This window comes from Nocardia sp. NPDC059154, assembly GCF_042755705.1.
GTDB lineage: Bacteria > Actinomycetota > Actinomycetes > Mycobacteriales > Mycobacteriaceae > Nocardia.
In genome coordinates this window covers 121,123-146,452 of sequence record NZ_JBHZCS010000005.1, presented here as the reverse complement: position 1 = coordinate 146,452, position 25,330 = coordinate 121,123, and the positions used below count along the sequence as shown (strand labels likewise).

The window sequence follows — 25,330 nt, the reverse complement described above, 5'->3', positions numbered from 1 at the left end:
CACTCCAATTGGGGCGGACCAAGAGTGGCGAAACTCCCCCACAGAAAAAAAGAAAAAAAAGAACACCCTCCGCCACCTTCCCCTCGCTCGCGACCCGGGCCCCCGCTTCGGGTATGGGGTAGTCAAGAAGTTCCGGGCAAACCGTTAGAATTGCGCAAAAGGTGTGCCGGGAAGTCTGGTCGGCATGCGGTTGTGCCGTCGGTCCCTGGAGTGGTGTAGCACGCCGCTTTCTCGTCGACCGACCGAAAGGCTGCACCGTGATCACTCAGGTCCGTTCCGAGCTGGCCCGCTATCTGAGAACCGAAACCTTCGGCGGCGCACTGCTTCTCATCGCTGCGGCCGCGGCGCTCATCTGGGTCAACTCACCGTGGGGCGCGAGCTACACGACCATGGTCGACACCAGGCTCGCCATTCCCGCCCTCCACCTCGACCTCACACTGGCCGACTGGACCAAGGACGGCCTGCTGGCCATCTTCTTCTTCGTGGCCGGGCTGGAGCTCAAACGGGAGCTGGAGGTCGGTGAACTCGCCGACCGCAAACGCGCCACCCTGCCCATCGTGGCCGCCGTCGGTGGTGTGGTGTTGCCCGCGCTCATCGCCACCGCCGTCGGCTGGGGCGCGCCGGGCATGGACCGCGGCTGGGCCATCCCGGTCGCCACCGATATCGCGTTCGCGCTGGCCGTGCTCGCCATGACCGGATCGCGGATTCCGGCCGGCGCCCGGGTGTTCCTGCTCAGCCTGGCCGTGGTGGACGACCTGATCGCCATCATCCTGATCGCGGTCCTGTTCACCACCACCCTGAAAATGCTGTGGCTGCTGGTTGCCGTGCTGTGCCTGGCCGGCTGGGCGCTGGCCCAGCGCTTCCGCCTCGGCAGCCCGTTCATCTACGTCCCGCTGGGCCTGATCGCCTGGTACTCCCTGCACGAGGCCGGAATTCACGCCACCCTGGCGGGCGTGGCCTGCGGCCTGCTCACCCGGGTGCGCCCGGATCCCGGCGAGGACGAGCACTGCGTGCCCGCGGCCCGGCTCGAGCATTTCTTCCAGCCCATCTCCGCCGCGCTGTGCGTACCGTTGTTCGCGCTGTTCGCGTCGGGCGTTCCGCTGGATGCGAGCGTGCTGTCGAAGCTGTTCACCGACCGGCTGGCGCTGGCCATCGTCCTGGGCCTGCTGGTCGGCAAGACGGTCGGCATCTTCGGATCCAGTTGGCTCGCCGTACGGTTGGGAATCGCGGAACGACCCGATGATCTCGGTTATCGGGACATGTTCGCCCTGTCGGTACTGGGCGCGATCGGCTTCACCGTTAGCCTCTTGGTGGCAGAACTGGCCTTGGAAGACGTCGGCGACGGGTCGGCCGCAGAGCTCGCGAAAGCGGCGGTGTTGCTCACGTCTTTGGCGGCTTCCCTGGCGGGTTCGGCGCTACTGTTGCGTCGGGGCCGTGCTCACCAGGCACGACGTGACGAGCGGGCACTGCAAAATCAAGAGCGACACCGGACAGTACTACCGGGACATGGAGAAGGGTCGAGCAATTGAGCTTCACACAGGGCGGTAACGGCTACGACGGGAACCGCACCCGCACCGTCACTTCGATTCCGCTGTCCGATGTCGACGCCCATCAGTCGGCGACCTTCGGCACCTTGGTCCGCGACGCGACCGAGCAGATGTCGACCCTGGTGCGCGCCGAGGTGGAGCTCGCCAAGGCCGAGGTGACCGGTGAGATCAAGAAGGGCCTGCAGGGTAGCGTCTTCTTCATCCTGGCGCTGACCATCCTGCTGTTCAGCTCCTTCTTCTTTTTCTTCTTCCTCGCCGAACTGCTCGACCTCTGGCTGTACCGCTGGGCCGCGTTCCTGGTGGTGTTCCTGCTGATGATCGCGGCGGTCGCGGCCTTCGCGCTGCTGGGCTATCTGAAGGTGCGCAAGCTGCGCGCACCGGAGAAGACCATCGAGTCCCTCAAGGAGGCGAAGAGCGTGCTGCCCAGCGGTTTCGGCCACACCGACGCGGAGACGGCCGAGGTCTCCGTCGAACTCGGCAAGCCCCGGACCTAGACCTTCGATTACGCTCCATCGGCGTGTCGTCGAATTCGCATCCGGATCCGTCCGCAGTCCGCTATGACGGGCCGTGGACCCACCGGGACGTGCATGCCAACGGCATTCGCTTCCACGTGGTCGAGGCCGTGCCCGCCGGGACGGCCTACGCGGACCCGGACATGCCGCTGGTCGTGCTGCTGCACGGCTTCGGCGACTTCTGGTGGTCCTGGCGCCACCAGCTGACCGGGCTGGCCGCGCGCGGCTTCCGCACGGTGGCGGTGGACCTGCGCGGCTACGGCGACACCGACAAGCCACCACGCGGTTACGACGGCTGGACCCTCGCCGGCGATGTCGCCGGCCTGATCCGCGCGCTGGGCCACACCGAGGCGACCCTGGTCGGGCATGCCGAGGGCGGCCTGGTGTGCTGGGCCACCGCCGTACTGCACCCGCGGGTGGTGCGATCCATCGCGCTGATCAGCTCCCCGCATCCGGTGGCGCTGAAGCGGGCGGTGCTGCGCGACAAGCCACAGCGCTCGGCCTGGCTGCCGGACTTCCTGCGCTATCAGGTGCCGCGCGTGCCCGAGGCCCGGCTCACCCGCGACGACGGCATCGAGATCGAACTCCTGCTCCGCGACCGGGTGGGCGAACGCTGGTCGGCCACCGAGGAATTCACCGACACCGCCCGCCGCATGCGCACCGCCATCCGGGTCCCCGGCGCGGCGCACTGTGCGCTGGAATATCAGCGCTGGGCCTTCCGTAGCCAGTGGCGGCCCGACGGCCGGCGTTTCATGGCGGCCATGAGCGAACCGGTGCTGGTGCCCACGCTGGCCCTGTACGGCGACCGCGACCGGTACATCCTGCCGGGCACCATCCGCCGCGGCCAGCAGCTCTCGCCGCAGCGCCGGGTGGTGGCCATCCCGGACGCGGGTCACTATGCGCACCAGGAGAATCCGGAGCCGGTGACCGCGGAGATCGCCAAACTGCTGGCCTGACGAGGCTCTCCGATACCGAAAACGGCCCCTGCGAATCATGTTCGCCGGGGCCGTTTTCCGTTATTCCAGGCTCAGCTCAGCACACAGCTGCCGGTGCCGACCGCCGTCGATTGACCTGCCGCCGAGCTCAGTTCGGGCCGCACCTCGTCGAGGGTGAGCACGTACCCGGTGTCGTCGTCGGTGACCGCCGCGCCGAACACCACGCCCAGGATCCGGCCGTCGGTGTCCACCAAGGGGCCGCCGGAGTTACCGGCCCGGACCTGGCCGCGAATGGTGTAGACCTCACGCTTGACGTCGGCGTCGCGGTAGATGTTGGGACCCTTCAGGTTCAGGGTCTCGCGCACGCGGGCCGCGCTGGCGGTGTAGCGCCCGCCGCCCGGGTAACCGAGCACGATGGAGCTCTCCCCCGAGCCGGCGTCGGCCGGAGCCAGGTCCAGCGGCTGCGCGTTCAGGCCCGGCACCGCCAGGATCGCCACGTCCTTGGACGAGTCGAACAGCACCACGGTGGCGGGCAGCGACCCGCGCGCGGTGTCCACGCTGACAGTGTTGGTGCCCGCGACCACGTGCGCGTTGGTCATGATGCGCTCCGGGGCCACCACGAAGCCCGAACCCTCCAGCTGCCGTTGGCAACTGGGCGCGATGCCGCGGATGCGCAGCACGCTGCCCTGCAGCTGCTGGGCCACCGGCAGCTGCAGCACGCTGGGATCGGGCGGTTCCACGGCGGTGATCGGGACGTGCCCGAACGGGCCGATGACATCCGGCAGCCCGGAGGTGTTGAGCAGGTTGGAGAAGTCGGTCGGCACCCGCCGCAGCCAGTCCGGCGCGACATGGTCGACATTGCGCAGCACCTGCGAGTTGGTGACCGCGGCCGCGATTCCGGGCTGCGAGGAGTTGGTCAGCGGCAGCGCCAGCAGCCACGCGGTGGCCAGCACCGCCACCGCCTGCAGGCCCGCGCCCACCACGCTGTCCACGCTGCGGGTGAACGGATCCCGCATGCCGCCGCGCGCGGCCCGCCCGAGCACCATGCCCGCGACCTCGCCGATGATCACCAGCGCCACGATGAGCAGGACGCCCACCAGCACCCGGGTGCGGCCCTCGTTCAGGTGCTTCAGGATGTGCGGCGCGATCAGAATGCCCGCGACCGCACCGAGAATGACGCCCAGGAAGGCGAGCGCCGAAGCGACCGCGCCCTGCCGCCACCCGGAGGTGGCGGCCAGCAGCGCCAGAATGATGATGCCGAGGTCGAGCCAGCCCGAGGCGCTCATAATGTCATCCCTACCGCGGCCAATGCGGCCTGCAGATCACGTACATCGTGATGGTCCCATTCGCGTTCCCACCCGGACACCGCCAGCAAACCGGCGAGCACCCCGGCGGTGAACCCCCACACCAGCATTCCGTCCACGGTGAACGCCGGGCCCACATAGCCCAGTGGATGGCGCACCACGAAACGGTTGGCCGGATCGATGAGCTCGGACAGCGGCACCCGCGCCACGCGGGCGGCCTCCGTCTCGCTCACCACCCCCACCTCGCCGGGGGTGCGCCAATAGGCGACCACCGGCGTCACATCGAACCGCGACGGCGGCACGAAGATCTTGGGCAGCACCGCGATCGGCTCCACGCCGGCGGGGTCGAGCCCCGTCTCCTCGCGCGCCTCGCGCAGCGCGGTGCCGATCGGGCCGTCGTCCTGCGGCTCCACCCCGCCGCCCGGGAACGCCACCTGGCCGCTGTGCTGGCGCAGGGTGGCGGCACGCTGGGTGAGCAGCACGTCGGCATCGGCCGGAAGCCCGCCCGGCGCACTCGAATCCGGCTCGGGGGAGCCGCCGAAGAGCACCAGCACCGACGCCTCCCGGGCCCGGGTCGCCGCGGCGGCGAAGCGCCGCATGCTGCTGCGGCGCAGCACCGGGTTCACGCCGGTGGGATCGGCCGGGTCGTGCTCGGCCACCCCGCGCAGCCACTCCGGAATGCCATTGGCAGACGCCTCGAGTCTCATCACCACACCCTTGTCGAAAGATCCACTCGTCCAGCCCTCACGCCCTGACCCCCAATTCGGCCGCGACGGTGGCGGAAATGTCCTCGACGCTGGTGAACGGGCGCACCACGACTTTCGCAACGGTGCCGTCGGCGCGCAACAGCACCGAGATCGGCAGTACGGCGGGCGCGCCGACGGCGGTGCGGACCCTGGCATTCGAATCCTCGACCCCGGGCAGGTGGATGCCGAGCCCGCTCAGCCGCGACAGCGCCTTGGCGGTCCCCGCATCGCTGTGCACGGTGAGCACCGTGAGCGCGTTCCCGGCCTGCTGCGAGAACTGTTGCAGCAGCGGCAGTTCCTCCGCGCACGGACCGCACCAGTAGGCCCACAGATTGAGCAGCGCGGGCTTGCCGGCCAGCGCCGCAACCAGATCCACCGGCCGGCCGTCTGCCAGGCAGTCCAGCGTGATGCCGCGCAGCGGGCCGTCGCCGACGGGCGCGCCGGTGGGCACGGGACAGGCGGCCAGCGCCGCCGCGGCCCGGTCCGAGTCGGCGACAGCCGGTTCGGCGGGCCCGGTGACCGTGGTCGAGCCGGTCGCGGCGCTCTTGTCGTCGGAGTGGGTGAACTGCGGCCACAGGGCGACCGCCGCCGCCACGGCGACGATCACCGCCGCCAGCGCCCACCGCCACCCGGTGTTGCCCCGCGCCGTCTCGGCGCTCACAGGCCGACCAGTTCGAGAAGATGCTCGGTCTCCGGGCCCTTCACCAGCTTGGCCGCCTCGGTCGGGTCGGTCGGTCCCTCCCCGAAGGACGGGCAGTCGTTGGCCAGCAGGCACGCGCCGCACGCGGGCTTGCGCGCATGGCAGACGCGGCGGCCGTGGAAGATCACCCGGTGCGAGAGCATGGTCCAGTCTCGGCGCTCGATCAGCTCACCGACGGCGTGCTCGATCTTGACCGGATCCTCCTCCGCGGTCCAGCCCCAGCGCCGCACCAGCCGCCCGAAATGGGTGTCGACGGTGATGCCCGGGACATCGAAGGCGTTGCCGAGGATGACGTTCGCGGTCTTGCGCCCGATGCCGGGCAGGGTGACCAGTTCGGCGAGGGTGCCCGGCAGTTCGCCGTCGAAACGCTCGACCAGTTCCTGGCCCAGCCCGATGAGGGAATTGGCCTTGTTGCGGTAGAAGCCGGTGGGCCGGATGTACTCCTCCAGCTCGGCCCGATTGGCTTCGGCGTAATCGCGTGCGCCGCGGTACTTCGCGAACAGCGCGGGCGTGGTGAGGTTCACCCGCACGTCGGTGCACTGCGCGGAAAGAATTGTGGCGACCGCCAATTCGAGGGGCGTGGTGAAATCCAGCTCACAGTGCGCGTCGGGGAACTCGACGGTCATTTCCCGGTACATACGCCGGGCCCGCCGGACCAGGCCGATCCGAGTCTCTTTGTCGCGCTTGCGCGCTTTGGCCGGACGCGAAAACCGTGGCGCATCCGAGACATCGACCGGAGCCACGTCGGGGGTCGCTCGAACGCCCGAATTATCCGGGTCTGCCCCGCTCACGGCCGCGTTGGATTCAGAGACACGCACGCCCCCACCTTACGGAACCACCCCTGCCCCACAACCGGGCTGAGTACCCGCCGTGTTCCATCTGAGACCTTCGGCGTGTTTACTGCTGCCTATGCAAGGACTCGCTGTGGTGCTGTTTCCGATAGCGCTGATGCTGTTCGCGTTGGTGATGGAACGGGTCGAGAATCGACTTCGCAAGCTTCTCGAACCAGACCCAGAGGTCCAGCAGTATCTCGATCGAGCCACGAATGCCGAGGTCAGCGATCTGACCAAGCTGGGTTTGCCGGCCGCGGCGGCGCGTCCGCGGCGCGCCCGGCCCGCGGCCAAGGGAATGGACGTCGCACAGGCCAGCTGATCCGCGCGGGTCGGTGGTCGAGTGGTCCGGTGGCTTTCAGCTCCGGACCACTTTTTACGATCTTCATGACGCCGGTCTCACGGCGTGTCGTAGATTACTTGTGAAGCGTGTCGCGAAACCGTCGTTGTGTGTCGCGTACTGCGGCTCCGCGTGTCTGAGAATGAGCTCGGCGCGTGGTGTCTATCACTACCCGGCGGTATTGCAAAGTAGACTGCACTGTCGGCCGAGTCGTTTCGGTCCAGGACAGAGCCATTTCCCATAAGGAGCACATTCGTGGACGAGGCCCTCGCCAGAGCAGGCATCTTCCAAGGCGTCGAGCCCACCGCGGTGGCCGCTCTCGCCAAACAGCTGCAGCCCGTTGACTTCCCGCGCGGCCACGTCATCTTCAACGAGGGCGAACCCGGTGACCGGTTGTACATCATCACCTCGGGCAAGGTGAAGATCGGCCGCCGCTCACCCGACGGTCGTGAGAACCTGCTGACGATCATGGGCCCGTCGGACATGTTCGGCGAGCTCTCGATCTTCGACCCGGGCCCGCGCACCTCGACGGCCACCACCGTCACCGAGGTCCGCGCGGTCACCATGGACCGGGACGCCCTCAAGGCGTGGATCGATCAGCGGCCCGAGATCGCCGAGCAGCTGCTGCGGGTGCTCGCCCGCCGCCTGCGCCGCACCAACAACAACCTGGCCGACCTGATCTTCACCGATGTTCCGGGTCGTGTCGCCAAGGCGCTGCTGCAGCTCGCTCAGCGCTTCGGCACCCAGGAGGCGGGCGCGCTGCGCGTGACCCACGACCTCACCCAGGAGGAGATCGCCCAGCTGGTCGGCGCCTCCCGCGAGACCGTGAACAAGGCGCTCGCCGACTTCGCGCACCGCGGCTGGCTGCGGCTCGAGGGCAAGAGCGTGCTGATCTCCGACTCGGAGAGACTGGCCCGCCGCGCTCGCTGAGCGGCGACAGGTACATACGCGAGGCGCGTCGCCACCCCCGTAGCGGTGGCGACGTGCCTCGACGTGTAAAAGGACCACACTCTTCGGATTCTCAGGGGCTTCGCCCCTGCAACCCCTATTCCTGTGAACGCAGGTACGCCAGCTGCGCTTTCACCGAGCTGTGGGCGGCCGGCCAGAGGCGCTTGTCCACATCGGCGTAGACCTCGGCGACGATCTGCAGTGCTTTGGCCTCGGGACCGAGCTTCTCCAGGGCGGCGCGGACCTGGTTCAGGCGCTCCTCGCGGTGGGCGATGTAGTAGCGGATGACCGGTTCGGCGTCGGCGTGGTCGGGACCGTGGGCCGGGAGCAGGGTGCGGCCGGGAGCGACCGCCACGAGCCGATTCAGCGAGTCCAGATAAGCCGCCAGCGCGCCGTCCCAGGATTCCAGGACGGTCGTACCGCTTCCGAGAACGGTGTCACCGGTGAGCAGCGCTTGCTCGCCATCCGGGCCGTCGAGCAGGAAGCTGAGCGAGTCCTCGGTGTGCCCCGCGGTGGCGAGCACCGTGATGCGCAGCCCGGCGACCTCGATGACCTCACCGTCGGCCAGGTGGGTGCCCGCGCCGCGCAGGAACTCGGAATCCTTGGCGCGCACCGCGGTTCCGGTGGCCTTGACCAGGTGGTCGATGCCGCCGGTGTGGTCGTGGTGCTTGTGGGTGATGAGGGTGAGGGCGATGTTCCCACCGGTCTCGCGCACCAGCGCCTCGGTGTGCGCGCGATCCTTCGGACCCGGGTCCACCACAACGTATTCCGTGGCGCCGGGAGCGCGCAGCAGCCAGGTGTTGGTGCCCTGCAATGTCATTCCGCTGGGATTGTCGGCCAGCACGACGGCGGCGGACGGAGTCACTTGCCGCAGTTGCTCGTACGCGGGGTGAGTGAGCGTCATTGTTTCGTCCTAATGCACCGAGCGTGATGCGTCCAGGGTTGAACGCATCACGCTTCCGACTGTGCCCCAAGCATTTCGGGGTTACCGCACCTCGGCGATGAGTTCCACCTCGACCGGGGTGTTCAGGGGCAGCTCGTTGACGCCGACCGCGGAACGGGCGTGCACCCCGGCCTCGCCGAGCACCGCGCCGAGCAGCTCGGACGCGCCATTGATGACCAGCGGCTGGCTGTTGAAGCCGGATGCGGAGGCCACGAAACCGACGACCTTGACGATGCGCACGACATTGTCGAGGCCGACCAGATCGTGCACGACCGCAAGGGCGTTGAGGGCGGCCAGCTTGGCCATCTCCGCGCCCTGCTCGACGGTGACCTCGGCGCCGAGCTTGCCGGTCAGCGGCAGCTCGCCGTTCACGAACGGCAACTGACCGGAGGTGTAGACGTAGTTGCCGGACCGGACGCCGGGCACGTATACCGCGACCGGTTTCGGGGCCGGCGGCAGTTCGAGCCCGAGCTCCTTCAGGTTCTCGGCCCAGGACATCAGCTCTTCGCCCGCTTCAGATAGGCGACGTGCTGTTCACCGGTCGGTCCGGGCAGCACCGTGACGAGTTCCCAGCCGTCGGAACCCCACTGGTCGAGAATGGCCTTGGTGGCATGGGTCAACAGGGGCACCGTCGCGTACTCCCACACGGTCACATCACTCATGCGCTGAGACTAACCCCGGCCAGGTTCCCGCAGTTCCCCAGGCCCGCCGACTACGCTGCGGGATCAGGAAATACGAGTTTCCAGAGTGGTGTATCAGACAGTTGCCGAGTCCTGTGGGCAGGAATTCGGGACGAGTTATAGGCTCGCGAGCGTGGGAGTACCGATAGCAGTGCCCGTTTCGGTTGAGCCGGGGGTCGAAGCAGGTTGGCCGGAGCGGGCGGACAAGGCCCGCCTGCACTACGTTTCCGGGAAGGGGGGCACCGGGAAGTCGACCGTCGCCGGGGCACTGGCACTGGCACTGGCCGCCGGGGGGCGCCGGGTGCTGCTGGTCGAGGTCGAGGGCAGACAGTCCATTGCCCAGCTGTTCGATCTCCCGCCCTTGCCGCCCACCGAGACTCGCATCGCCACCGCGGATGGCGGCGGCGAGGTGATGGCGCTGGCCCTCGATGTCGAGCACGCCTTCCTCGAGTACCTCGACATGTTCTACAACCTGGGCTTCGCCGGTCGCGCCATGCGCCGGGTGGGCGCCATCGAGTTCGTCACCACCATCGCGCCGGGCCTGCGCGACGTGATCCTCACCGGCAAGATCAAGGAATGCGCGGTGCGCGCCGACAAGTCCGGCAAGCCCGCCTACGACGAGATCGTCATCGACGCGCCCCCGACCGGCCGCATCGCGAGCTTCCTGGACGTCACCCAGGCCATGGTCGAGATCGCCGGCGGCGGTCCCATCGCCGCGCAGGCCGAGGGCGTGTCCAAGCTGCTGCACTCCGAGCAGACCATGATCCACCTGGTCACGCTGCTGGAGGCGCTGCCGGTGCAGGAAACCGCCGACGCCGTCGCCGAACTCACCGCCAACGACCTGAATATCGGGACGGTCATCGTGAATCGGGCGAGCGAGGGCTACCTGCCGCGCTCGGTGCGCGAACAGGCCGCGCAGGGCACGGTCGACATCGACGCCCTGCGGGCCGGACTGACCGAGGCCGGGATCAGCCTGTCCGAGACCGATTTCGAGGGCCTGGTCGCCGAGACCGTGGAGCATTCCGCGCGGCTGGCCGCCCAGGACGAGAGCGCCGCCGAACTGGCCCAGCTCGACATCTCGCGGCTGTACCTGCCGTCGCTGACCGACGGCATGGATCTGGGCGGGCTCTACGAGCTGGCCGAAGTCTTGAGCGCGCAGGGGGTTCGCTAGTCATGGTCGTTCCGGCAGGCACTGTGCCCCTGGACATTTCGAAGATCCTCGCGGATCCGTCGGCCCGCATCGTGGTGTGCTGCGGCTCCGGCGGCGTCGGCAAGACCACCACGGCCGCGGCCATCGCGCTGCGCGCCGCCGAGTCGGGCCGCAAGGTCGTGGTGCTCACCATCGACCCGGCGCGCCGGCTGGCCCAGTCGCTGGGCGTGAGCGATCTCGGAAACGCCCCGCAGAAGGTCGAACTCGGGCCCGAGGCCAAGGGCGAGCTGTTCGCCATGATGCTGAACATGCGCCGCACCTTCGACGACATGGTGCTCGAGCACACCAGCCCGGACAAGGCCGAGCAGATCTTCGCCAACCCGATCTACCAGACCGTCGCGTCCTCCTTCGGTGGCACCCAGGAGTACATGGCGATGGAGAAGCTCGGGCAGCTGGCGTCCAAGCGCGAGTGGGACCTGATCGTGGTCGACACCCCGCCCTCCCGCAATGCCCTGGACTTCCTGGACGCGCCGAAGCGGCTGGGCAACTTCCTCAACGGCAAGATGATCCGGGTCATCATGGCCCCGGGCCGCGGGGTCGGGAGGTTCGTGGCGGGTGCCATGAGCCTGGCGCTGCGCGGCGTCTCGACCATCGTCGGCGGTCAATTGCTCAAAGACGCCAGTGTCTTCTTGCAGTCACTGGAGTCCATGTTCGGCGGCTTCCAGGATCGCGCGGACCGCACCTACGCCATGCTGTCGCGGCCGGGCACCCACTTCCTGGTGGTGGCCGCGGCCGAGCCGGACGCGCTGCGCGAGGCGAGCTTCTTCGTCGATCGGCTCTCGACCGACCGGATGCCGCTGGCCGGCCTGGTACTGAACCGGACCCACCCCGTACTGAGCGGCCTGTCCGCGGAGGAGGCGCAGGTTGCCGCGGACCGGCTCGCACCGGAGACCGCGACCAACGGCGCGACGCCGGAACCCGAGGCGGATACCCCGGAGGCCCTGGCCGCCGCGGTACTGCGCATTCACGCCCACCGGGCCGCCACCGCCAAGCGGGAACAGCATCTGCTGCACCGCTTCACGGGCGCGCACCCGAGCGTCCCGATCGTGGCCGTCACCGCGCTGCCGTTCGAGGTCGCCGACCTGGAAGCGCTGCGCGCGGTGGGTGATCAGCTGGTCGAGGCGGGCGTGAAGTCCGCCTGACCGAGTCAGGCAGTTCGGCCCTTTGGTTTGAAATGCCCGATCCGACCCCGGACACGGATCGAGCCCGCTTCCGCGGGCTCGATCCGTTCTGCTTATAGGGGGGATCTGGGTAAGGGATACTCGGTTACATCGCTACCTTCTGTGATCGCTGGACGCGGAAGAAGTCCGCCCAACTCGTCACCTCCGGATGCTGCTTGAGCAGCGCGCGGCGCTGCCGCTCGGTCATGCCGCCCCACACTCCGAACTCGACACGGTTGTCCAGGGCATCCGCCCCGCACTCCATCAGCACCGGGCAGTGCCGGCAGATGGTTGCCGCTTTGCGCTGCGCTGCGCCACGCACGAACAGCTGGTCGGGATCCACTTCCTTGCATCGGGCCTGGGAAACCCAGGCGATTCTCGCTTCGGCCTGCTCCACGTCCAATCGAGCGATCGGGGTAGTCATGTGCATTTGGTGTGCCCCTTTGCAGTCCGAACACCGGGTCACGGCGCTCCAGAATCGCGAGTGCAGCGCGCAGTTACCCAACCCCACTGCGTTCTGCACCACATTCCACTTTGAGTGTTAGCTCTATCACACTGGGTTCTCAATCTAGGTAAAGGTGTGCGGCCTGCGCAAGACCGTCCCGAGATTTTCTGGTACGTCCGTCCACGCATTCGTTGCACGGAACCGGGCAGTCCGTCTCTTTTAGGACGAATGAACACCCCGCCGGGCGAACACCGAGTGTCCGCAAGGCCAATTAGGCTAGGGCCCGTGCCGATCACACGAACGCTCTGGAGACTGGCAGGCGCGTGCGTCTTGGCCGCCGTGTTGCTCGCCGGTCTGCTGTTCCCGCTCGCCGGTGGCTTCGGGTTCATCTCCAACCGAGCCGCGGACGCCGTCGACAATGTCTCCGCCGAACTCGTCGAGGGCAGTGTGCCCGCCGTCTCGACCATGGTGGATGCGAATGGAACACCGTTCGCCTGGCTGTACGAGCAGCGCCGCTTCGAGGTCCCCAGCGAGAAGATCTCCAATGACATGAAACTGTCCCTGGTCTCGGTGGAGGACAAGCGCTTCGCCGACCACCACGGTGTGGACTGGCAGGGCACCTTCCGCGCCTTCCTGACCAACACGTCGGGCGGCCAGGTCTCCCAGGGTGGCTCCACCATCGACCAGCAGTATGTGAAGAACTACCTGCTGCTCGTCGTGGCCAAGACCGACGCCGAACGCCGGGCCGCCATCGAGACCACCCCCGCCCGCAAGATCCGCGAGATCCGGATGGCGCTGACCCTGGACAAGCGGCTCACCAAGGACGAGATCCTCACCCGGTATCTCAACCTGGTGCCGTTCGGCAACGGCTCCTACGGCATCCAGGACGCCGCGCAGACCTACTTCGGTGTGGATGCCAAGGATCTGAACGTCGTGCAGTCGGCCATGCTCGCCGGCATGGTGCAGTCCAGCTCCAAGCTGAACCCGTACACCAACCCCACGGGCGTGCTGGAGCGCCGGAACACCGTGCTGGACACGCTGATCCAGAATGTGCCCAACCGGGCCGACGAGTATCGCAAGGCCAAGGAATTGCCCCTCGGCGTGCTGCCCGAGCCCAAGGGCCTGCCGCGCGGCTGCATCGCGGCCAATGACCGCGGCTTCTTCTGCGACTACGCGATGCAGTACCTGAACAACGCCGGCATCAGCCGCGATCAGCTCGAGAAGGGCGGCTACCTGATCCGCACCACGCTGGACCCGGCGGTCCAGGACCAGGTGCGCGACTCGCTGGCCGCCAACACCAACCCGAATCTGGACGACATCGCCGAGGTCATGAATATCGTGGCGCCCGGCCAGGATTCGCATCCGGTGCTGGCCATGGGCTCGAGCCGCGTCTACGGCCTGGACGCCAACGCGCATCAGACCGTGCAGCCGCAGCCGTACTCGATGGTCGGTGACGGCGCGGGCTCGATCTTCAAGATCTTCACCACGGCCGCGGCCATGGAGAAGGGCCTGGGCATCAATGCCACGCTGGATGTCCCGTCGTTCTTCTCGGCCAAGGGCATGGGTAATTCCGGGACCCCGGGCTGCCCGCCGGAGACCTACTGCGTGAAGAACGCGGGCAACTACGCGGGCTCGATGTCGGTGACGCAGGCGCTGGCGACCTCGCCGAACACGGCCTTCGTCAAGCTGATCCAGGCCGTCGGGGTGCAGCCGACCGTCGATATGGCGGTGCGCCTGGGCATGCGTTCCTACACCCAGCCCGGCACCTCCGGCCACGGCAACCAGAGCCTGGCCGACATGATCAAGGACCAGAACCTGGGCTCGTTCACCCTGGGCCCGGTGGCGATCAACCCCCTCGAACTGTCGAATGTGGCCGCCACGCTGGCCTCCAGCGGCAAGTGGTGCCCGCCCAACCCGATCAAGGAGGTGGTGGACCGCAACGGCAAGCAGGTGCCGCTGACCCAGCAGGCGTGTGAGCAGGTGGTGGATCCGGGCCTGGCCAACACCCTCGCCAATGCCCTGAGCCAGGACGTGGTGAGCGGTACCGGTGCCGGTTCGGCGCACTCGGTGGGCTGGAACGTCCCGACCTCGGCCAAGACCGGCACCACCGAGACCCACCGGTCCTCGGCCTTCCTGGCCTTCACCAACTCCTTCGCGGGGGCCAGCTACATCTACGGCGACAGCCCGACGCCGGGTGAGATCTGCTCGTTCCCGCTGCGCAGCTGTGGCAGCGGAAACCTGTACGGCGGTAATGAACCCGCTAAAACCTATCTGGGCGCGATGAAGAACGTGCTCGACCGCTTCCCGCCGGCGGCGCTGCCGCCGCTGGACGACAAGTACGTTCGCGGATCGAACAATTCGCAGATCCCGGATGTGATCGGCATGTCCCAGGCGGAGGCCACCTCCACCCTGGTCGGGGCGGGCTTCCAGGTGTCGGTGACGACGCAGCCGGGCGCGAACAAGGGGACGGTCATGAACGTCTCGCCGAACGGGTCGGCCATCCCGGGCTCGGTGATCACGCTCTACGTGAGCGACGGCAGTCAGATCCCGGCGCCCGCGCCGAACGCGCCGCCCACGGTGCCGGGCTTGCCGAGCATCCCCCTCCCGCAGCTGCCGCCGATCCCGATTCCCATCCCGATCCCGCGGTAGGCAATCCCGCGGTAGGCAAGGGAAAGGCCCGGAGTGATTCACTCACTCCGGGCCTTTCGTATCAAAAGGACAGTGTCAGAGTCGCGCCTTCACGGCGGCGGAGATCCGCGACCCGTCCGCGCGCCCCGCGGCGAGCGCCGTCGCGGCCTTCATGACCTGACCCATCTGCTTCATCCCCGGCCGCTCCCCCAGCTGCTCGGCGACGTCGGCGATGGCGGTGTCGGCGATGTCGCCCACCTCGGCATCGGTGAGCTGGGTGGGCAGGTACTCGTCGATGATCGATTCCTCGGCGCGCTCGTTGGCGGCCAGTTCGCCACGCCCGGCCTGCTCGTAGACGACGGCGGCCTCATTGCGCTTCTTCGCCTCCTTCTGCAGGACGGCGATGATCTCCGCGTCGGAGAGCTCACGGGCCTCGGGTCCGGCGACTTCCGCGTTCTGAACGGCGGACAGCAGCATCCGCAGGGTGGCCAGCCGCAGCGTGTCCTTGCTCTTCATCGCGGTGGTCATGTCCGACCGCAGCTTGGATTTGAGTTCCGACATGAGCGACACGGTACGAGGGACTTCTATCGTGGTCCAGCTCATTTGACTCGATGTTTCTCCGCCGGGTCGCCTATTCTGGGCAAATGCCCGTCTTCTCGACCTCCGCCCTCAGCCGTGCCGCACTCGGAGCCGCCGGGGCCGCGGTCGCCGGAATCGGATACGCGACGCTCATCGAGCGCAATGCCTTCACGCTGCGTGAGGCGACACTACCGGTGCTGGAACCGGGCAAGCCCTCCCTACGGGTGCTGCACATCAGCGACCTGCACATGATGCCCGGGCAGCAGTTGAAGCAGGCCTGGCTGCGGGAGCTGGACCGGCTGGAGCCGGATCTGGTGGTGAACACCGGGGACAACCTCTCGCACCAGAAGTCGGTGCCCGCCGTGGTGCAGTCGCTGGGCGGATTGCTGGCGCGTCCCGGCATTTTCGTGTTCGGCTCGAACGATTACTTCGCGCCGGTGCCGAAGAACCCGTTCAAGTACTTCAACAAGGACCACAAGCGGGTCTACGGCGATCCGCTGCCCTGGCAGGATCTGCGGGCCGCGTTCACCGAGCGGGGCTGGCTGGATCTGACGCATGTGCGCCGCGATATCGAGGTCGCGGGGGTGCGGATCTCGACGGCGGGCGTGGACGATCCGCATCTGCAGCGGGACCGCTACGACACCGTGGCGGGTGCGCCGAATCCGCTGGCGGACTTGAGCATCGGGCTCACCCACTCGCCGGAGCCGCGGGTGCTGGACCGATTCGCGGCCGACGGCTACGACCTGGTGATGGCGGGCCACACCCACGGTGGGCAGCTGTGCCTGCCGGGCTTCGGCGCCCTGGTGACCAACTGCGGGATCGACCGGGCCCGGGTGAAGGGCGCCTCGCGCTGGGGCGCGCACACCCGGCTGCATGTGTCGGCGGGTCTGGGGACCTCGCCCTGGGCTCCGTACCGGTTCTGCTGCCGCCCGGAGGCGACGCTGCTGACGCTGGTCGGCGCGCCGCCGAAGAAGCCGGTCGCCGAGTCGGGCCGGGGTCGCACCGCGTCGTCGGAGGCTGTCGCGCGGTGAGCGCCCGCCGCGATATACAGCGCGGTATGTAGTCGTCAGTCAGGGGGCAACCGTGACCAGTGGAAACGACCACAGCAACGAGCCCGGCCGTCCGGAAGCCGATCCGGACTGGTGGCAGGGTGTGCCCGGACAGGATCAGACCTGGCAGCAGCCGCAACAATCGCCGCAGCCGGGTTATGGTGCGCCGCAACCCAATCCGGGCTGGCAGCAGCCGGGCTACGGGCAGCCGCAGCCGACGGCCCCCCTCACCGGTGGTCCGTACGGCCAGCCCTATCCGCCCGGTCCCACCCAGTACCCGCCGACCCAGGCGTTCGGCGCACCGCAGGGCTACGGCCAGCAGCCCGGCTATGGCCAGCAGCCGCCCTATCCCCCGCCGCCCGGTGGCGGCAATCGCCGGGTATGGCTGTTCGCCGGTGTCGGCGTGCTGGTGCTGGCGATCATCGCCGCGGTGGTGGTCGTGGCGCTGGTGCACCGGAACTCGAACGACGCCTCGGCGAAGTCGAACACCACGCCGTCGCTGATCAGCGCGCTCACCTCGACCGCGGCCAAGCCCACCCAGTCGGGCCGGCCGACGACCGCCAGGACCACCGCCCCGAAGGCGACCAGCACGCCCGCCGCGGTGATCCCCGGGTATCAGGTGGTCACGATCCCGGACAACGGTGCGGCATACGACATTCCGCAGAGCTGGAAGGTGGACGGCACCGGGCAGAGCACCTTCGGCAGCGGCACGGACAGCATTCCGGTGGCCGGGCTGGCGCAGGACGGCATCGAGTACTGCCCGAAGTACGTGCGCACCAACATCTTTCTGACCCAGTCCGACGAGACGGATCCGACGCGGGCGGCGGCCGACATCGGCACCCGGATGGGCCGCATCGGCTGGTCCACGTCGACGGGTGCGACGCCCGGCGCGGCGGAGTCGTTCCAGTCCTCGGACGGGCAGCTGCAGGGCATCTACATGGAGACCAAGGGGGCTGCCCCGGCTCCGGCGGCGGGCTGTGCCTCGACGTATTCGGTCTACACCTTCGCCTTCCCCGGCGACAGCGGCGCTTTCGTGTTCACCATCGCCGCGGACACCGGGGTGGACCAGTCCGTGGACGCGACGCTGGCGAAGAAGATTCTTGCCAGTATCCGCCCGATCCAGTAGGCGGCACGACTCGTCACAGGGGGTCCGACGATGAGCGGTGAAACCGACGGCCAGGACATCGATCCGGAGAAGACGACGTCCAGCGGGGACTGGTGGCAGGGGCCGGTGCACGAACGGCCCCAGCCCGGCCCACCGTCCCCATATCCCCAGCCGAGCCCGAATCCCAATGCCTCCGGGCCGAATCCGATCCCGGGACCTGGTCCGGCCTCGGGCAATGGACCGCGGCCGGGCCCGAGCCCGTACCAGTCGGGACCCGACCCCTACCAGTCCTCGCCCTATCGGTCCGGGCCGAATCCCGTTCCGCCGAGCGCGAATTCGTACGGCACGGGCGCGTCCCCCTTCGCCGCGCAACCGGGCGGCTTCGGGCCCCCGCCGGGCGGCAATCGCGGGCGGGTGTGGCTGCTGGCTGGCGTGGGCGCGCTCGTGGTGGCGATCGTGGCCGTCATGGCGATCGTGATCGTGATGCACGATTCCGGCAAAGGCCCCACCCCGACCGCCGCGAAGCCCACCTCGATCACCAGCGCGCCCGCCACCACGCCGCGCACCACGGCCCCGGCGTCCACCCTGACTCCCCAGATTCCCGGCTATCAGGTCGACGTGCCCAAGGACCTGAAGGCCGCGTGGGACATCCCCAGCGACTGGAAGACCGATCTGACCGCCACCACCTACGGGAACGGCACCGACAGCATTCCCGCGGCGGGCTTCGCGGAGGAGGGCTCGGACTACTGCCCGAGCAATGTGCGGACCACCATGTTCCTGTCCACCTCGGATATCTCCGACGCGACCGCGGCGGCCACCGATGTGGGTGCGCACGCCGCCCGCATCGGCTACACCACCAAGACCTCGCTCACCGCCGGCACCGCGCAACCCCTCGACACCAGCGACGGCCAGCTGCACGGCACCTTCCTGGAGACCAGCGGCGGCTTCACCGCTCCCGCGGGATGCGCCACCGGTTATTCGGTCTACACCTTCGCCCTCAGCGTGGGCGCCGGCAAGGGTTCGCTGGTGCTGGTGATCCTCGCCGACACGGGCGTGGATCGCTCGGTCACGGCCGATTTCGCGCGTAAGCTGTTCGCCACTTTTCGCCTGCTTTAGAGCACCTGACCAGCCGATTTAACGTCTGGACGACGGGTGCGCTAAGCTACTGCACGTTCGCTTCACGGGGTGTGGCGCAGCTTGGTAGCGCGCTTCGTTCGGGACGAAGAGGTCGCAGGTTCAAATCCTGTCACCCCGACTGTGTGGTTGAGACACAACTCGGCCCCCGGCTCTTTCGAGAGCCGGGGGTTTTGTGTTTCTCAGGGACTCCGCGTGTTTTTCAGGGACCCCGCGTGTTTTTCAGGGAGCGTGTTTCGGGGTTGGTTTTCGGTCCTCAGCCCGCGACCGGACGAAGGCGGGTGCCGCCCAGGCGGTCCGCGTGGTCGGTGAGGATGGCGCGCAGGGCGGCGGCGGACGTCGCGTCCACGGGCGTGAGGACCGTGATGCTGTGGTCGGCCCCGTCCGGGCTGGTGAGGTTGTCGTAGCAGACCGTCAGGTCGCCCGCGCCGGGATGCCGGATGCGTTTGGTGCCGTGGCTGCGGTCCTGAACCGCATGGTCGTCCCACCAGGTGGCGAATTCGGGGCTGTCCGTGCGCAATTCGCCGATCACCTCGCGCAGGCGCGGGTCGTCGGGGTGGCGGGCCAGGTTGCGGCGCAGGTTGCCGACGGTCTCGCGGGCCACCCGGGCCCAGTCCAGCTGGGTCGCGCGGGTGGCGGGATCGAGCAGGGTCAGGCGGGCGACATTGATGCCGGGTTCGAAGCCCGGGCCGAACAGGGCCGACGCGGCGGTGTTGCGGGCCAGCACGTCGAGGCGGAAGTCGGACAGGTAGGCCGGGAGCGCGGGCAGGCCGTCGAGGATGGCGCGCAGCGACTCCGGCGGGTCGGCCGGTCGGCGGCGGGTGGGCGGCTGGGCGCCGCGGGCGATGAGGTGCAGGTGCGCCCGCTCGGCGTCGGTGAGCCGCAGGGCGTCGGCGAGGGCGTCGAGGATGGCGGCGCCGGGGGTACCGACGCGGCCCTGTTCGAGGCGGATGTACCAGTCGACGCTGACCGCCGCGAGCTGCGCCACCTCCTGCCGTCGCAGGCCCGGAGTGCGCCGCTGCCCGACGTTCGGCAGCCCCGCCTGTTCGGGGGCCAGCCGTTCCCGCATGGCCCGCAGGAAGGCGCCCAGCTCCCTTCCCGATGTCGTAGTGTCCACGCTCGCACTCCTTCTCGCCGGAGCCCCGGCACCGCCCGGGCTCCCGGCCCTCAGCCTAGGGTGCGGCCGGGTGGCATGCGGGATACCAGGGTGCGGACGATCTCCCTGGCGGTATCGGATTCCGAGAGTCTCTTGTCGTCAGTCGAACGACGAGGAGAACCGCCATGAATCGCACCGCACGCATCGTTTCCGCGACCTTCGCCGTGGCGGCCCTGTTGTCCGCCGCCGCCTGCGGCAGCGACCGGGATTCGTCCGCCGCGACTCCGAACCCGAATCCGGCTCCGTCCGTTCAGGTTCGGGCCGTGGTCCCCGCGTCGGCCGCCCCGTTCACCGTCACCACCGGTGACGCCACGGCCGACCGAGCCTTCCCGGCCGACTTCTACGCGGGCGCCTTCGGCTGCACGGCCGCCAATCACGCCCCGCGCCTGCACTGGTCCGGCGCTCCGGCCGGAGCGAAGAGCTTCGCGGTCACCATGTTCGACCCGGACGCGCCGACCGGCGCGGGCTTCTGGCATTGGATGAACTGGGACATCCCGGCCGCCGCAACCGATTTCACCGCGGGCGCCACGGGTGTGGCGGGCGCCAACGACGCCGGTGTCCCCGGCTACCTGGGTCCGTGCCCGCCCGCCGGCGACCGGCCGCACACCTACCAGATCTCCGTGCTGGCCCTGGACACCCCGACGCTGGACCTGCCCGCGGCGACCACCCCGACGGTCGCGTCGTTCTCGATGGGTTCGCACATCATCGGGGTGGCCCGGCTGTCGCTGACCGCGCAGCGACCCTGACCCGGAACGCACAGCGGGTCCCGGCCACTCGGCCGGGACCCGGTGTGGTGGAACGGCTTTCAGCCCAGGTGCAGGCGCCGCATGAGGCGCAGCGTGACCAGGGTGGACTTGAGCTGCTTCTCGTACGGCATGTTGGCGCGGGCCGCCATGATCTGCTTCTTCTGCACGCCGACATTGATGGTGTCGGTGTACTTGAGAATGCCGGCCGCGCCGTGGCGGGTGCCGACGCCGGACTGCTTCACGCCGCCCGACGGGGTGCCCTTGGCGGCGTAGCTGGTGACGAAGCCGTCGTTGATATTGATGGCGCCGGCTTCGACGCGCTCGGCGAGTTTCGTTGCGCGGTCGATGTTTCCGGTCCAGATGCTGGCGTTGAGGCCGTACGCGGTGTCGTTCGCGAGCGCGACGGCCTCGTCCTCGGTGCTGTACTTGTAGATGCTGACCACGGGGCCGAAGGTCTCCATGGTGGCGTGGGCCATGTCCTTGGTGACGCCGGTGAGGACGGTCGGCTCGAAGAAGGCCGGGCCGATGTCGGGGCGGGGGTTGCCGCCGGTGACGACGGTCGCGCCCTTCTCCCGGGCCTCGTCGACGTGGGAGGCGACGCGCTTCATGTGGTCCACCGAGACCAGCGAGCCCATCTCGGGATCGAAGTCGTAGCCGGCGCCCATCTTGCCGGCGAGGTCCTCGGCGGCGGCCACGAAGCGGCGCAGGTACTCGTCGTAGATGCGCTCGTGGACGTAGATGCGCTCGATGTGCATGCACGCCTGGCCGGTGTTGCCGAAGACGGCGAACACGGCCGAGGGGATGGCCTCGTCGAGGTTGACGTCGTCGAGCACGATCATCGGGTTCTTGCCGCCGAGTTCCAGGCTGCAGCCGATGAGGTTGCGCCCGGCCTGCTCACCGATGGTGCGACCGGTGGCGGTGGAGCCGGTGAACATGACGAACTCGACATTGTCGATGAGGGTGGGGCCGACGTCGGGGCCGCCGCCGCAGACCACCTGGATGAGCCCGCGCGGCAGGCCCGCCTGCTGCAGCAGTTCGATGCCGTAGAGGGTGCACAGCGCGGTCTTGTTGTCCGGCTTCATGATCACGCCGTTGCCGGCCATGAGCGCCGGGGTGGAGTCGGACATGGAGATGGCGAACGGGAAGTTCCACGGCGCGATGACCGCGACCACGCCCTTGGGCCGGTGCTCCTCGGTGGAGGAGGTGATGACCGGCATCGGGCCGCTGCGCTTCTTGGGCTTGAGGGTCTTCTCGGCGGTCTTCAGGTAGTGGGCGATGACCATCGGCGTATCGCACGCCTCCTCGATGGCCATCCGCCGCGCCTTGCCGCAGCCGATCTGGATCAGGTCCGCGATGGTCTCGATCTCCGAGAGAATCAGCTCGTGCGCGCGCTCGAATACGGCGAGGCGGTCCTTGAGCGGCCGGGCGGCCCATTCCTTCTGGGCGGCGCGGGAGATCTCGACGGCGGCCTCGACGTCCTCGGGCGAGGACTGCGGCAGGTAGCCGACGACGTCGCCGGTGTAGACCTCGACCATCTCGAAGGGCTCGCGGGCCTCGCCGGCCTGGCCCGCCGTCACCATCGCGGTCAGCCGGTTGATGAGGGATTCCGTGACGCGCGGCGGAAGCTTCGCCTTGCTCGTTGTGCTCATGGGACTCTCTCCACTACTTGCCGCCCGTGACGGCGGTCACCATGATCCAAACTAGAACACGTTATTGTTCAGGACAACGGCGCGGGGTAGTTTCGTGCCGGAATCTTGGTTCGCCCATGTGGAAAGAAGGGTCGGCGATGACCGCAGCGACTGCTGAAACAACTAGCAACACCGAACCGCACGCTCTGGTCGAGAAGCGCGGCGCGACGCTGATCGTCACCATGAACCGCCCCAAGTCCAAGAACGCCCTCACCGGCGAGATGCTGGCGATCATGACCGAGGCGTGGGACACCGTCGACAACGATCCGGAGATCCGCTCCTGCATCCTCACCGGTGCCGGCGGCGCGTTCTGCGCGGGCGCGGACCTGAAGAACATGAACAAGCGCAGCCCGGACGACGGCATGAAGGAGGGCAGCGCGTTCGACCCGTCCCGCATGCCGGGTCTGCTCAAGGGCCGTCGCCTGACCAAGCCGCTGATCGCGGCGGTGGAGGGCGCGGCCATCGCGGGCGGCACCGAGATCCTGCAGGGCACCGATATCCGCATCGCCGGTGAGAGCGCCAAGTTCGGTGTCTCCGAAGCGAAGTGGAGCCTGTTCCCGATGGGCGGCTCGGCGGTGCGGTTGCCGCGCCAGATCCCCTACACCGTCGCCGCGGAACTGCTGCTGACCGGTCGCCACATCACCGCGGCCGAGGCGCTGAACTTCGGCCTCATCGGCCACGTGGTGCCGGACGGGACCGCGCTGGACAAGGCGCTGGAGATCGCCGAGCTGATCAACAACAACGGCCCGCTGGCCGTGCAGGCGATCCTGAAGGTCATCCGCGACACCGAGGGCATGCACGAGGAAGAGGCGTTCAAGATCGACGCCAAGGTCGGCCTGCCGGTCTTCCGCAGCAACGACGCGAAGGAGGGCCCGCGCGCCTTCGCCGAGAAGCGCAAGCCCAATTTCCAGGGCAACTAGGAATTCCGGGGATTGTCCCCCCGGAGCTGAGGTGGCGACGGACCTCTCACATCGCCACCTCACCGTCAGCGAGCGGCCAGCTCCTCGCCGAGGAAGCCGCCGGACTGGTGCCGCCACAGCTGCGCGTACGTACCCTCGCCGCGCAGCAGCTCCTCGTGGCTGCCCTGTTCGACGATCCGCCCGCGATCGAGCACGATCAGCCGGTCCATCCCGGCCACCGTGCTCAACCGGTGCGCGACCACCAGCGCCGTACGCCCTTCCATCAACTCCCAGAGCGCTTGCTGCACAAGGATTTCGCTCTCGGAGTCGAGGGCGCTGGTGGCCTCGTCCAGCAGCAGGATCGGGGCGTCGCGCAGGATGGCCCGCGCGAGCGCGACCCGCTGGCGTTGCCCGCCGGAGAGTTTCACGCCGCGCTCGCCGATGAGCGTCTCCATGCCTTCGGGCAGCCCGTCCGCGAATTCGGTGACGTGCGCGGCCTTGGCGGCGCGCCGCACCTCCTCGTCGGTGGCCTCGGGCCGGGCGAAGCGAATGTTATCGCTCAGCGACCGGTGGAACATGGCCGGGTCCTGCGGCACGTAGGACAGCAGGCTGCGCAGATCCCGCTGACGCAGGCGCGAAATATCCTGTCCGCCAATACGGATGACACCGCCGTCGACGTCCATCATCCGCAGCAGCAGCTGGGTGAGCGTGCTCTTGCCGCCGCCCGACCGGCCGACCAGGCCGATGCGCGCGCCACTGGCAACATCCAGCTCCAGCCCGCGGAACAGGGGCGGCGCACCCGCGTGAGCGAAGTCCACCCGCTCGAACCGGATGCCGGAGCCCTTGGGGCACAGCGGTTCCGGCTCGCTCGTGTCGAGCACCGTCGGCGATTCCAGCAGCAGTTCGGTGAACTGCGCGGCCTCGGTGGTGGAGCTCTCCAGCCGCCGGTAGATCTGGTTGAACCGGAACATGATGCCGGTGGCGTTCCAGTAGTAGGTGAAGGCCACCATGATCACCTCGACCGAGGCGTGCCCGCCGCCGATGCCCAGCGCGATCAGCAATCCGGAGACGTTCACGATCACCATCAGCGGCGTGACCGCGGTGTCGATGTAGAGGTTGTTGTAGTCCCAGGACCGCAACGACTTTCGCCGCTGCACCGCCACCCGCCGCCGATGCTCGTCGATCTCCTGCGGTTCGGCCGCGAAGGCTCGCACCGCCTGCATGTTCGACAGGGTGTCGGAGACGTGGCCCGACACCCTCGCGATGGCGGCCTCGCGGTCGTCGACCAGGTGCTGGCGCCGCCGGATCAGCGGGGCGACCACCACGCCACTCACCGCGATCAGGCCGAGCAGCACGACGACCAGCATCGGGTCGTAGCGCCACAGCACCACCGAGGCGAAGCTCAGCGGCACCAGGGCGGCGACGATCTCGAAGGCGAAGGTGTCGGCGAACTCCTCGAACCGGGTCGCGAAGCTCAGGGCGCGCTTGGTCAGCGAGCCCGCGAAGTTGTTGTGGAAGAACGCCGAATCCTTGGCCAGCAATTCGTCCATGGCGGTGTTGTAGAGGCTCTCGATGCCATAGGCGTCGAGGCGGTTGAGGCAGTGGATGCCCACCCGCCAGCAGATTTCCGCGATGAACAGCAGCGCGCCGAACCCGATCACGTACGGCGCGAGCGTGCCGAACGAGGAGTCACCGGTGGCGGCCACCTTGCCCACGACCACCGCGACCAGCAGCGGCGCGATGTAGAGCTGGCAGATATTGCCGAGGGCGGGCCCCAGCATGGCCGGAATCGTGATTGCCTTGCGCCGGGCCATTTCCCGGCCGTAGTAGCGCAGAACCAGCCTGACAGCGGATGTGCGCGAACTCATCCATCCCCTCTCGAATAGGTGCTTCGAGCAGTGCAGACAGCCCAGAGTGCCTGGTGGGGAGAGGGTGCGCCACCGAATTATTGCTGCGCGGTAGCTGGTTTCCGGCGCCGGGCGAACGGTTTTCGGAGCTGGGCAGCCGCAAGGAAAACCTCCCCACCCCGGGAGGAGAGGACGATCG

The 25,330-nt window shown here is 68.5% G+C and carries 25 protein-coding genes and 1 tRNA gene; 14 read left to right on the top strand and 12 right to left on the bottom strand.

Annotated elements, in window-relative coordinates; all coding sequences use genetic code 11:
* The first annotated feature begins 260 nt into the window (after nt 1-260).
* The 3 genes from nhaA to ACFXN1_RS07010 are packed head-to-tail and all read left to right on the top strand — an operon-like array spanning nt 261 to nt 3,015.
* Complete coding sequence (nhaA, locus tag ACFXN1_RS07020) at nt 261-1,529, top strand: Na+/H+ antiporter NhaA (protein WP_379435580.1); 1,269 nt, start codon at nt 261-263, stop codon at nt 1,527-1,529.
* Nucleotides 1,526-2,041 carry a phage holin family protein gene (locus ACFXN1_RS07015; protein ID WP_379393420.1) on the top strand — a complete coding sequence of 172 codons (516 nt, stop codon included), beginning with the start codon at nt 1,526-1,528 and terminating at the stop codon, nt 2,039-2,041. Before nhaA ends, ACFXN1_RS07015 begins: the two co-directional genes overlap by 4 nt.
* A gap of 23 nt (nt 2,042-2,064) precedes the next feature.
* On the top strand, nt 2,065-3,015 hold the full coding sequence (locus ACFXN1_RS07010) for an alpha/beta fold hydrolase (RefSeq protein WP_379435567.1): 951 nt from the start codon (nt 2,065-2,067) through the stop codon (nt 3,013-3,015).
* A gap of 71 nt (nt 3,016-3,086) precedes the next feature.
* Here the strand turns inward: ACFXN1_RS07010 and ACFXN1_RS07005 are convergent, their stop codons facing one another.
* From ACFXN1_RS07005 to nth, 4 genes are read right to left on the bottom strand one after another with little or no spacing between them, the layout of a single operon-like run.
* Nucleotides 3,087-4,280, bottom strand: coding sequence for a MarP family serine protease (locus ACFXN1_RS07005; RefSeq protein WP_379393416.1), 1,194 nt, complete (start codon nt 4,278-4,280; stop codon nt 3,087-3,089).
* The gene (locus ACFXN1_RS07000) at nt 4,277-5,005 is read right to left on the bottom strand and encodes an NUDIX hydrolase (RefSeq protein ID WP_379393414.1); all 729 of its coding nucleotides are present in this window, start codon (nt 5,003-5,005) and stop codon (nt 4,277-4,279) included. The genes ACFXN1_RS07005 and ACFXN1_RS07000 overlap by 4 nt, the downstream gene beginning before the upstream one ends.
* Before the next feature lie 37 nt (nt 5,006-5,042).
* Nucleotides 5,043-5,705, bottom strand: a complete 663-nt coding sequence (locus ACFXN1_RS06995; RefSeq protein WP_379435568.1) for a TlpA family protein disulfide reductase — start codon at nt 5,703-5,705, stop codon at nt 5,043-5,045.
* Nucleotides 5,702-6,382 (bottom strand): endonuclease III, encoded by a 681-nt coding sequence (gene nth / locus ACFXN1_RS06990; RefSeq protein WP_379393630.1) that lies wholly within the window; start codon nt 6,380-6,382, stop codon nt 5,702-5,704. The genes ACFXN1_RS06995 and nth overlap by 4 nt, the downstream gene beginning before the upstream one ends.
* Before the next feature lie 286 nt (nt 6,383-6,668).
* Between nth and ACFXN1_RS06985 the strand changes: the two genes are divergently transcribed.
* Nucleotides 6,669-6,896, top strand: coding sequence for a hypothetical protein (locus tag ACFXN1_RS06985; protein ID WP_081986109.1), 228 nt, complete (start codon nt 6,669-6,671; stop codon nt 6,894-6,896).
* A gap of 273 nt (nt 6,897-7,169) precedes the next feature.
* Nucleotides 7,170-7,844 carry a Crp/Fnr family transcriptional regulator gene (locus tag ACFXN1_RS06980; RefSeq protein WP_019044571.1) on the top strand — a complete coding sequence of 225 codons (675 nt, stop codon included), beginning with the start codon at nt 7,170-7,172 and terminating at the stop codon, nt 7,842-7,844.
* 115 nt (nt 7,845-7,959) lie between these two features.
* Here the strand turns inward: ACFXN1_RS06980 and ACFXN1_RS06975 are convergent, their stop codons facing one another.
* The 3 genes from ACFXN1_RS06975 to ACFXN1_RS06965 all read right to left on the bottom strand — a co-directional run bounded on the left by ACFXN1_RS06975 (nt 7,960) and on the right by ACFXN1_RS06965 (nt 9,467).
* Nucleotides 7,960-8,766: an MBL fold metallo-hydrolase gene (locus tag ACFXN1_RS06975; protein WP_379445568.1), complete on the bottom strand. Its 807-nt coding sequence runs from the start codon at nt 8,764-8,766 to the stop codon at nt 7,960-7,962.
* A gap of 81 nt (nt 8,767-8,847) precedes the next feature.
* Entirely contained in the window at nt 8,848-9,303 is a 456-nt protein-coding gene (locus ACFXN1_RS06970; protein WP_357000552.1) for a RidA family protein, read from the bottom strand.
* Nucleotides 9,303-9,467, bottom strand: a complete 165-nt coding sequence (locus tag ACFXN1_RS06965; RefSeq protein ID WP_085996654.1) for a DUF4177 domain-containing protein — start codon at nt 9,465-9,467, stop codon at nt 9,303-9,305. Before ACFXN1_RS06965 ends, ACFXN1_RS06970 begins: the two co-directional genes overlap by 1 nt.
* A 169-nt stretch (nt 9,468-9,636) precedes the next feature.
* Here ACFXN1_RS06965 and ACFXN1_RS06960 point away from each other — a divergent pair, with 169 nt between their 5' ends.
* Both ACFXN1_RS06960 and ACFXN1_RS06955 read left to right on the top strand, forming a co-directional pair.
* Nucleotides 9,637-10,656, top strand: coding sequence for an ArsA-related P-loop ATPase (locus tag ACFXN1_RS06960; protein WP_379387685.1), 1,020 nt, complete (start codon nt 9,637-9,639; stop codon nt 10,654-10,656).
* Between the two features lie 2 nt (nt 10,657-10,658).
* Nucleotides 10,659-11,837, top strand: a complete 1,179-nt coding sequence (locus ACFXN1_RS06955; RefSeq protein WP_354839050.1) for an ArsA family ATPase — start codon at nt 10,659-10,661, stop codon at nt 11,835-11,837.
* Between the two features lie 124 nt (nt 11,838-11,961).
* On the opposite strand, the gene ACFXN1_RS06950 is transcribed toward ACFXN1_RS06955, so the two are convergent.
* Nucleotides 11,962-12,285 carry a WhiB family transcriptional regulator gene (locus tag ACFXN1_RS06950; RefSeq protein WP_033089817.1) on the bottom strand — a complete coding sequence of 108 codons (324 nt, stop codon included), beginning with the start codon at nt 12,283-12,285 and terminating at the stop codon, nt 11,962-11,964.
* Nucleotides 12,286-12,585: 300 nt separating this feature from the next.
* On the opposite strand from ACFXN1_RS06950, the gene ACFXN1_RS06945 reads away from it, so the two are divergent.
* Entirely contained in the window at nt 12,586-14,949 is a 2,364-nt protein-coding gene (locus ACFXN1_RS06945) for a penicillin-binding protein (protein ID WP_379393405.1), read from the top strand.
* Nucleotides 14,950-15,024: 75 nt separating this feature from the next.
* On the opposite strand, the gene ACFXN1_RS06940 is transcribed toward ACFXN1_RS06945, so the two are convergent.
* A complete protein-coding gene (locus ACFXN1_RS06940) occupies nt 15,025-15,489 on the bottom strand; it encodes a GatB/YqeY domain-containing protein (protein WP_354839043.1) in 465 nt (154 codons plus the stop codon).
* Between the two features lie 83 nt (nt 15,490-15,572).
* Here ACFXN1_RS06940 and ACFXN1_RS06935 point away from each other — a divergent pair, with 83 nt between their 5' ends.
* From ACFXN1_RS06935 to ACFXN1_RS06920, 4 genes are all read left to right on the top strand, one after another.
* On the top strand, nt 15,573-16,538 hold the full coding sequence (locus ACFXN1_RS06935; RefSeq protein ID WP_364621542.1) for a metallophosphoesterase: 966 nt from the start codon (nt 15,573-15,575) through the stop codon (nt 16,536-16,538).
* 52 nt (nt 16,539-16,590) lie between these two features.
* On the top strand, nt 16,591-17,682 hold the full coding sequence (locus ACFXN1_RS06930) for a hypothetical protein (protein WP_379445569.1): 1,092 nt from the start codon (nt 16,591-16,593) through the stop codon (nt 17,680-17,682).
* 30 nt (nt 17,683-17,712) lie between these two features.
* Complete coding sequence (locus ACFXN1_RS06925) at nt 17,713-18,777, top strand: hypothetical protein (protein ID WP_379445570.1); 1,065 nt, start codon at nt 17,713-17,715, stop codon at nt 18,775-18,777.
* A gap of 65 nt (nt 18,778-18,842) precedes the next feature.
* A tRNA-Pro gene (locus tag ACFXN1_RS06920) sits at nt 18,843-18,916 on the top strand.
* A gap of 135 nt (nt 18,917-19,051) precedes the next feature.
* Here the strand turns inward: ACFXN1_RS06920 and ACFXN1_RS06915 are convergent.
* Entirely contained in the window at nt 19,052-19,912 is an 861-nt protein-coding gene (locus tag ACFXN1_RS06915; RefSeq protein ID WP_379445572.1) for a helix-turn-helix transcriptional regulator, read from the bottom strand.
* A gap of 164 nt (nt 19,913-20,076) precedes the next feature.
* Between ACFXN1_RS06915 and ACFXN1_RS06910 the strand changes: the two genes are divergently transcribed.
* Nucleotides 20,077-20,697, top strand: coding sequence for a YbhB/YbcL family Raf kinase inhibitor-like protein (locus tag ACFXN1_RS06910; RefSeq protein ID WP_379445574.1), 621 nt, complete (start codon nt 20,077-20,079; stop codon nt 20,695-20,697).
* Nucleotides 20,698-20,756: 59 nt separating this feature from the next.
* Here ACFXN1_RS06910 and ACFXN1_RS06905 read toward each other — a convergent pair whose 3' ends face one another.
* Complete coding sequence (locus ACFXN1_RS06905) at nt 20,757-22,346, bottom strand: succinic semialdehyde dehydrogenase (protein WP_379393394.1); 1,590 nt, start codon at nt 22,344-22,346, stop codon at nt 20,757-20,759.
* A 137-nt stretch (nt 22,347-22,483) separates the two neighbouring features.
* Here ACFXN1_RS06905 and ACFXN1_RS06900 point away from each other — a divergent pair, with 137 nt between their 5' ends.
* Nucleotides 22,484-23,305: a crotonase/enoyl-CoA hydratase family protein gene (locus tag ACFXN1_RS06900; RefSeq protein WP_379445575.1), complete on the top strand. Its 822-nt coding sequence runs from the start codon at nt 22,484-22,486 to the stop codon at nt 23,303-23,305.
* 65 nt (nt 23,306-23,370) lie between these two features.
* Here ACFXN1_RS06900 and ACFXN1_RS06895 read toward each other — a convergent pair whose 3' ends face one another.
* Nucleotides 23,371-25,152: an ABC transporter ATP-binding protein gene (locus tag ACFXN1_RS06895; RefSeq protein ID WP_379445577.1), complete on the bottom strand. Its 1,782-nt coding sequence runs from the start codon at nt 25,150-25,152 to the stop codon at nt 23,371-23,373.
* Nucleotides 25,153-25,330: the final 178 nt, after the last annotated feature.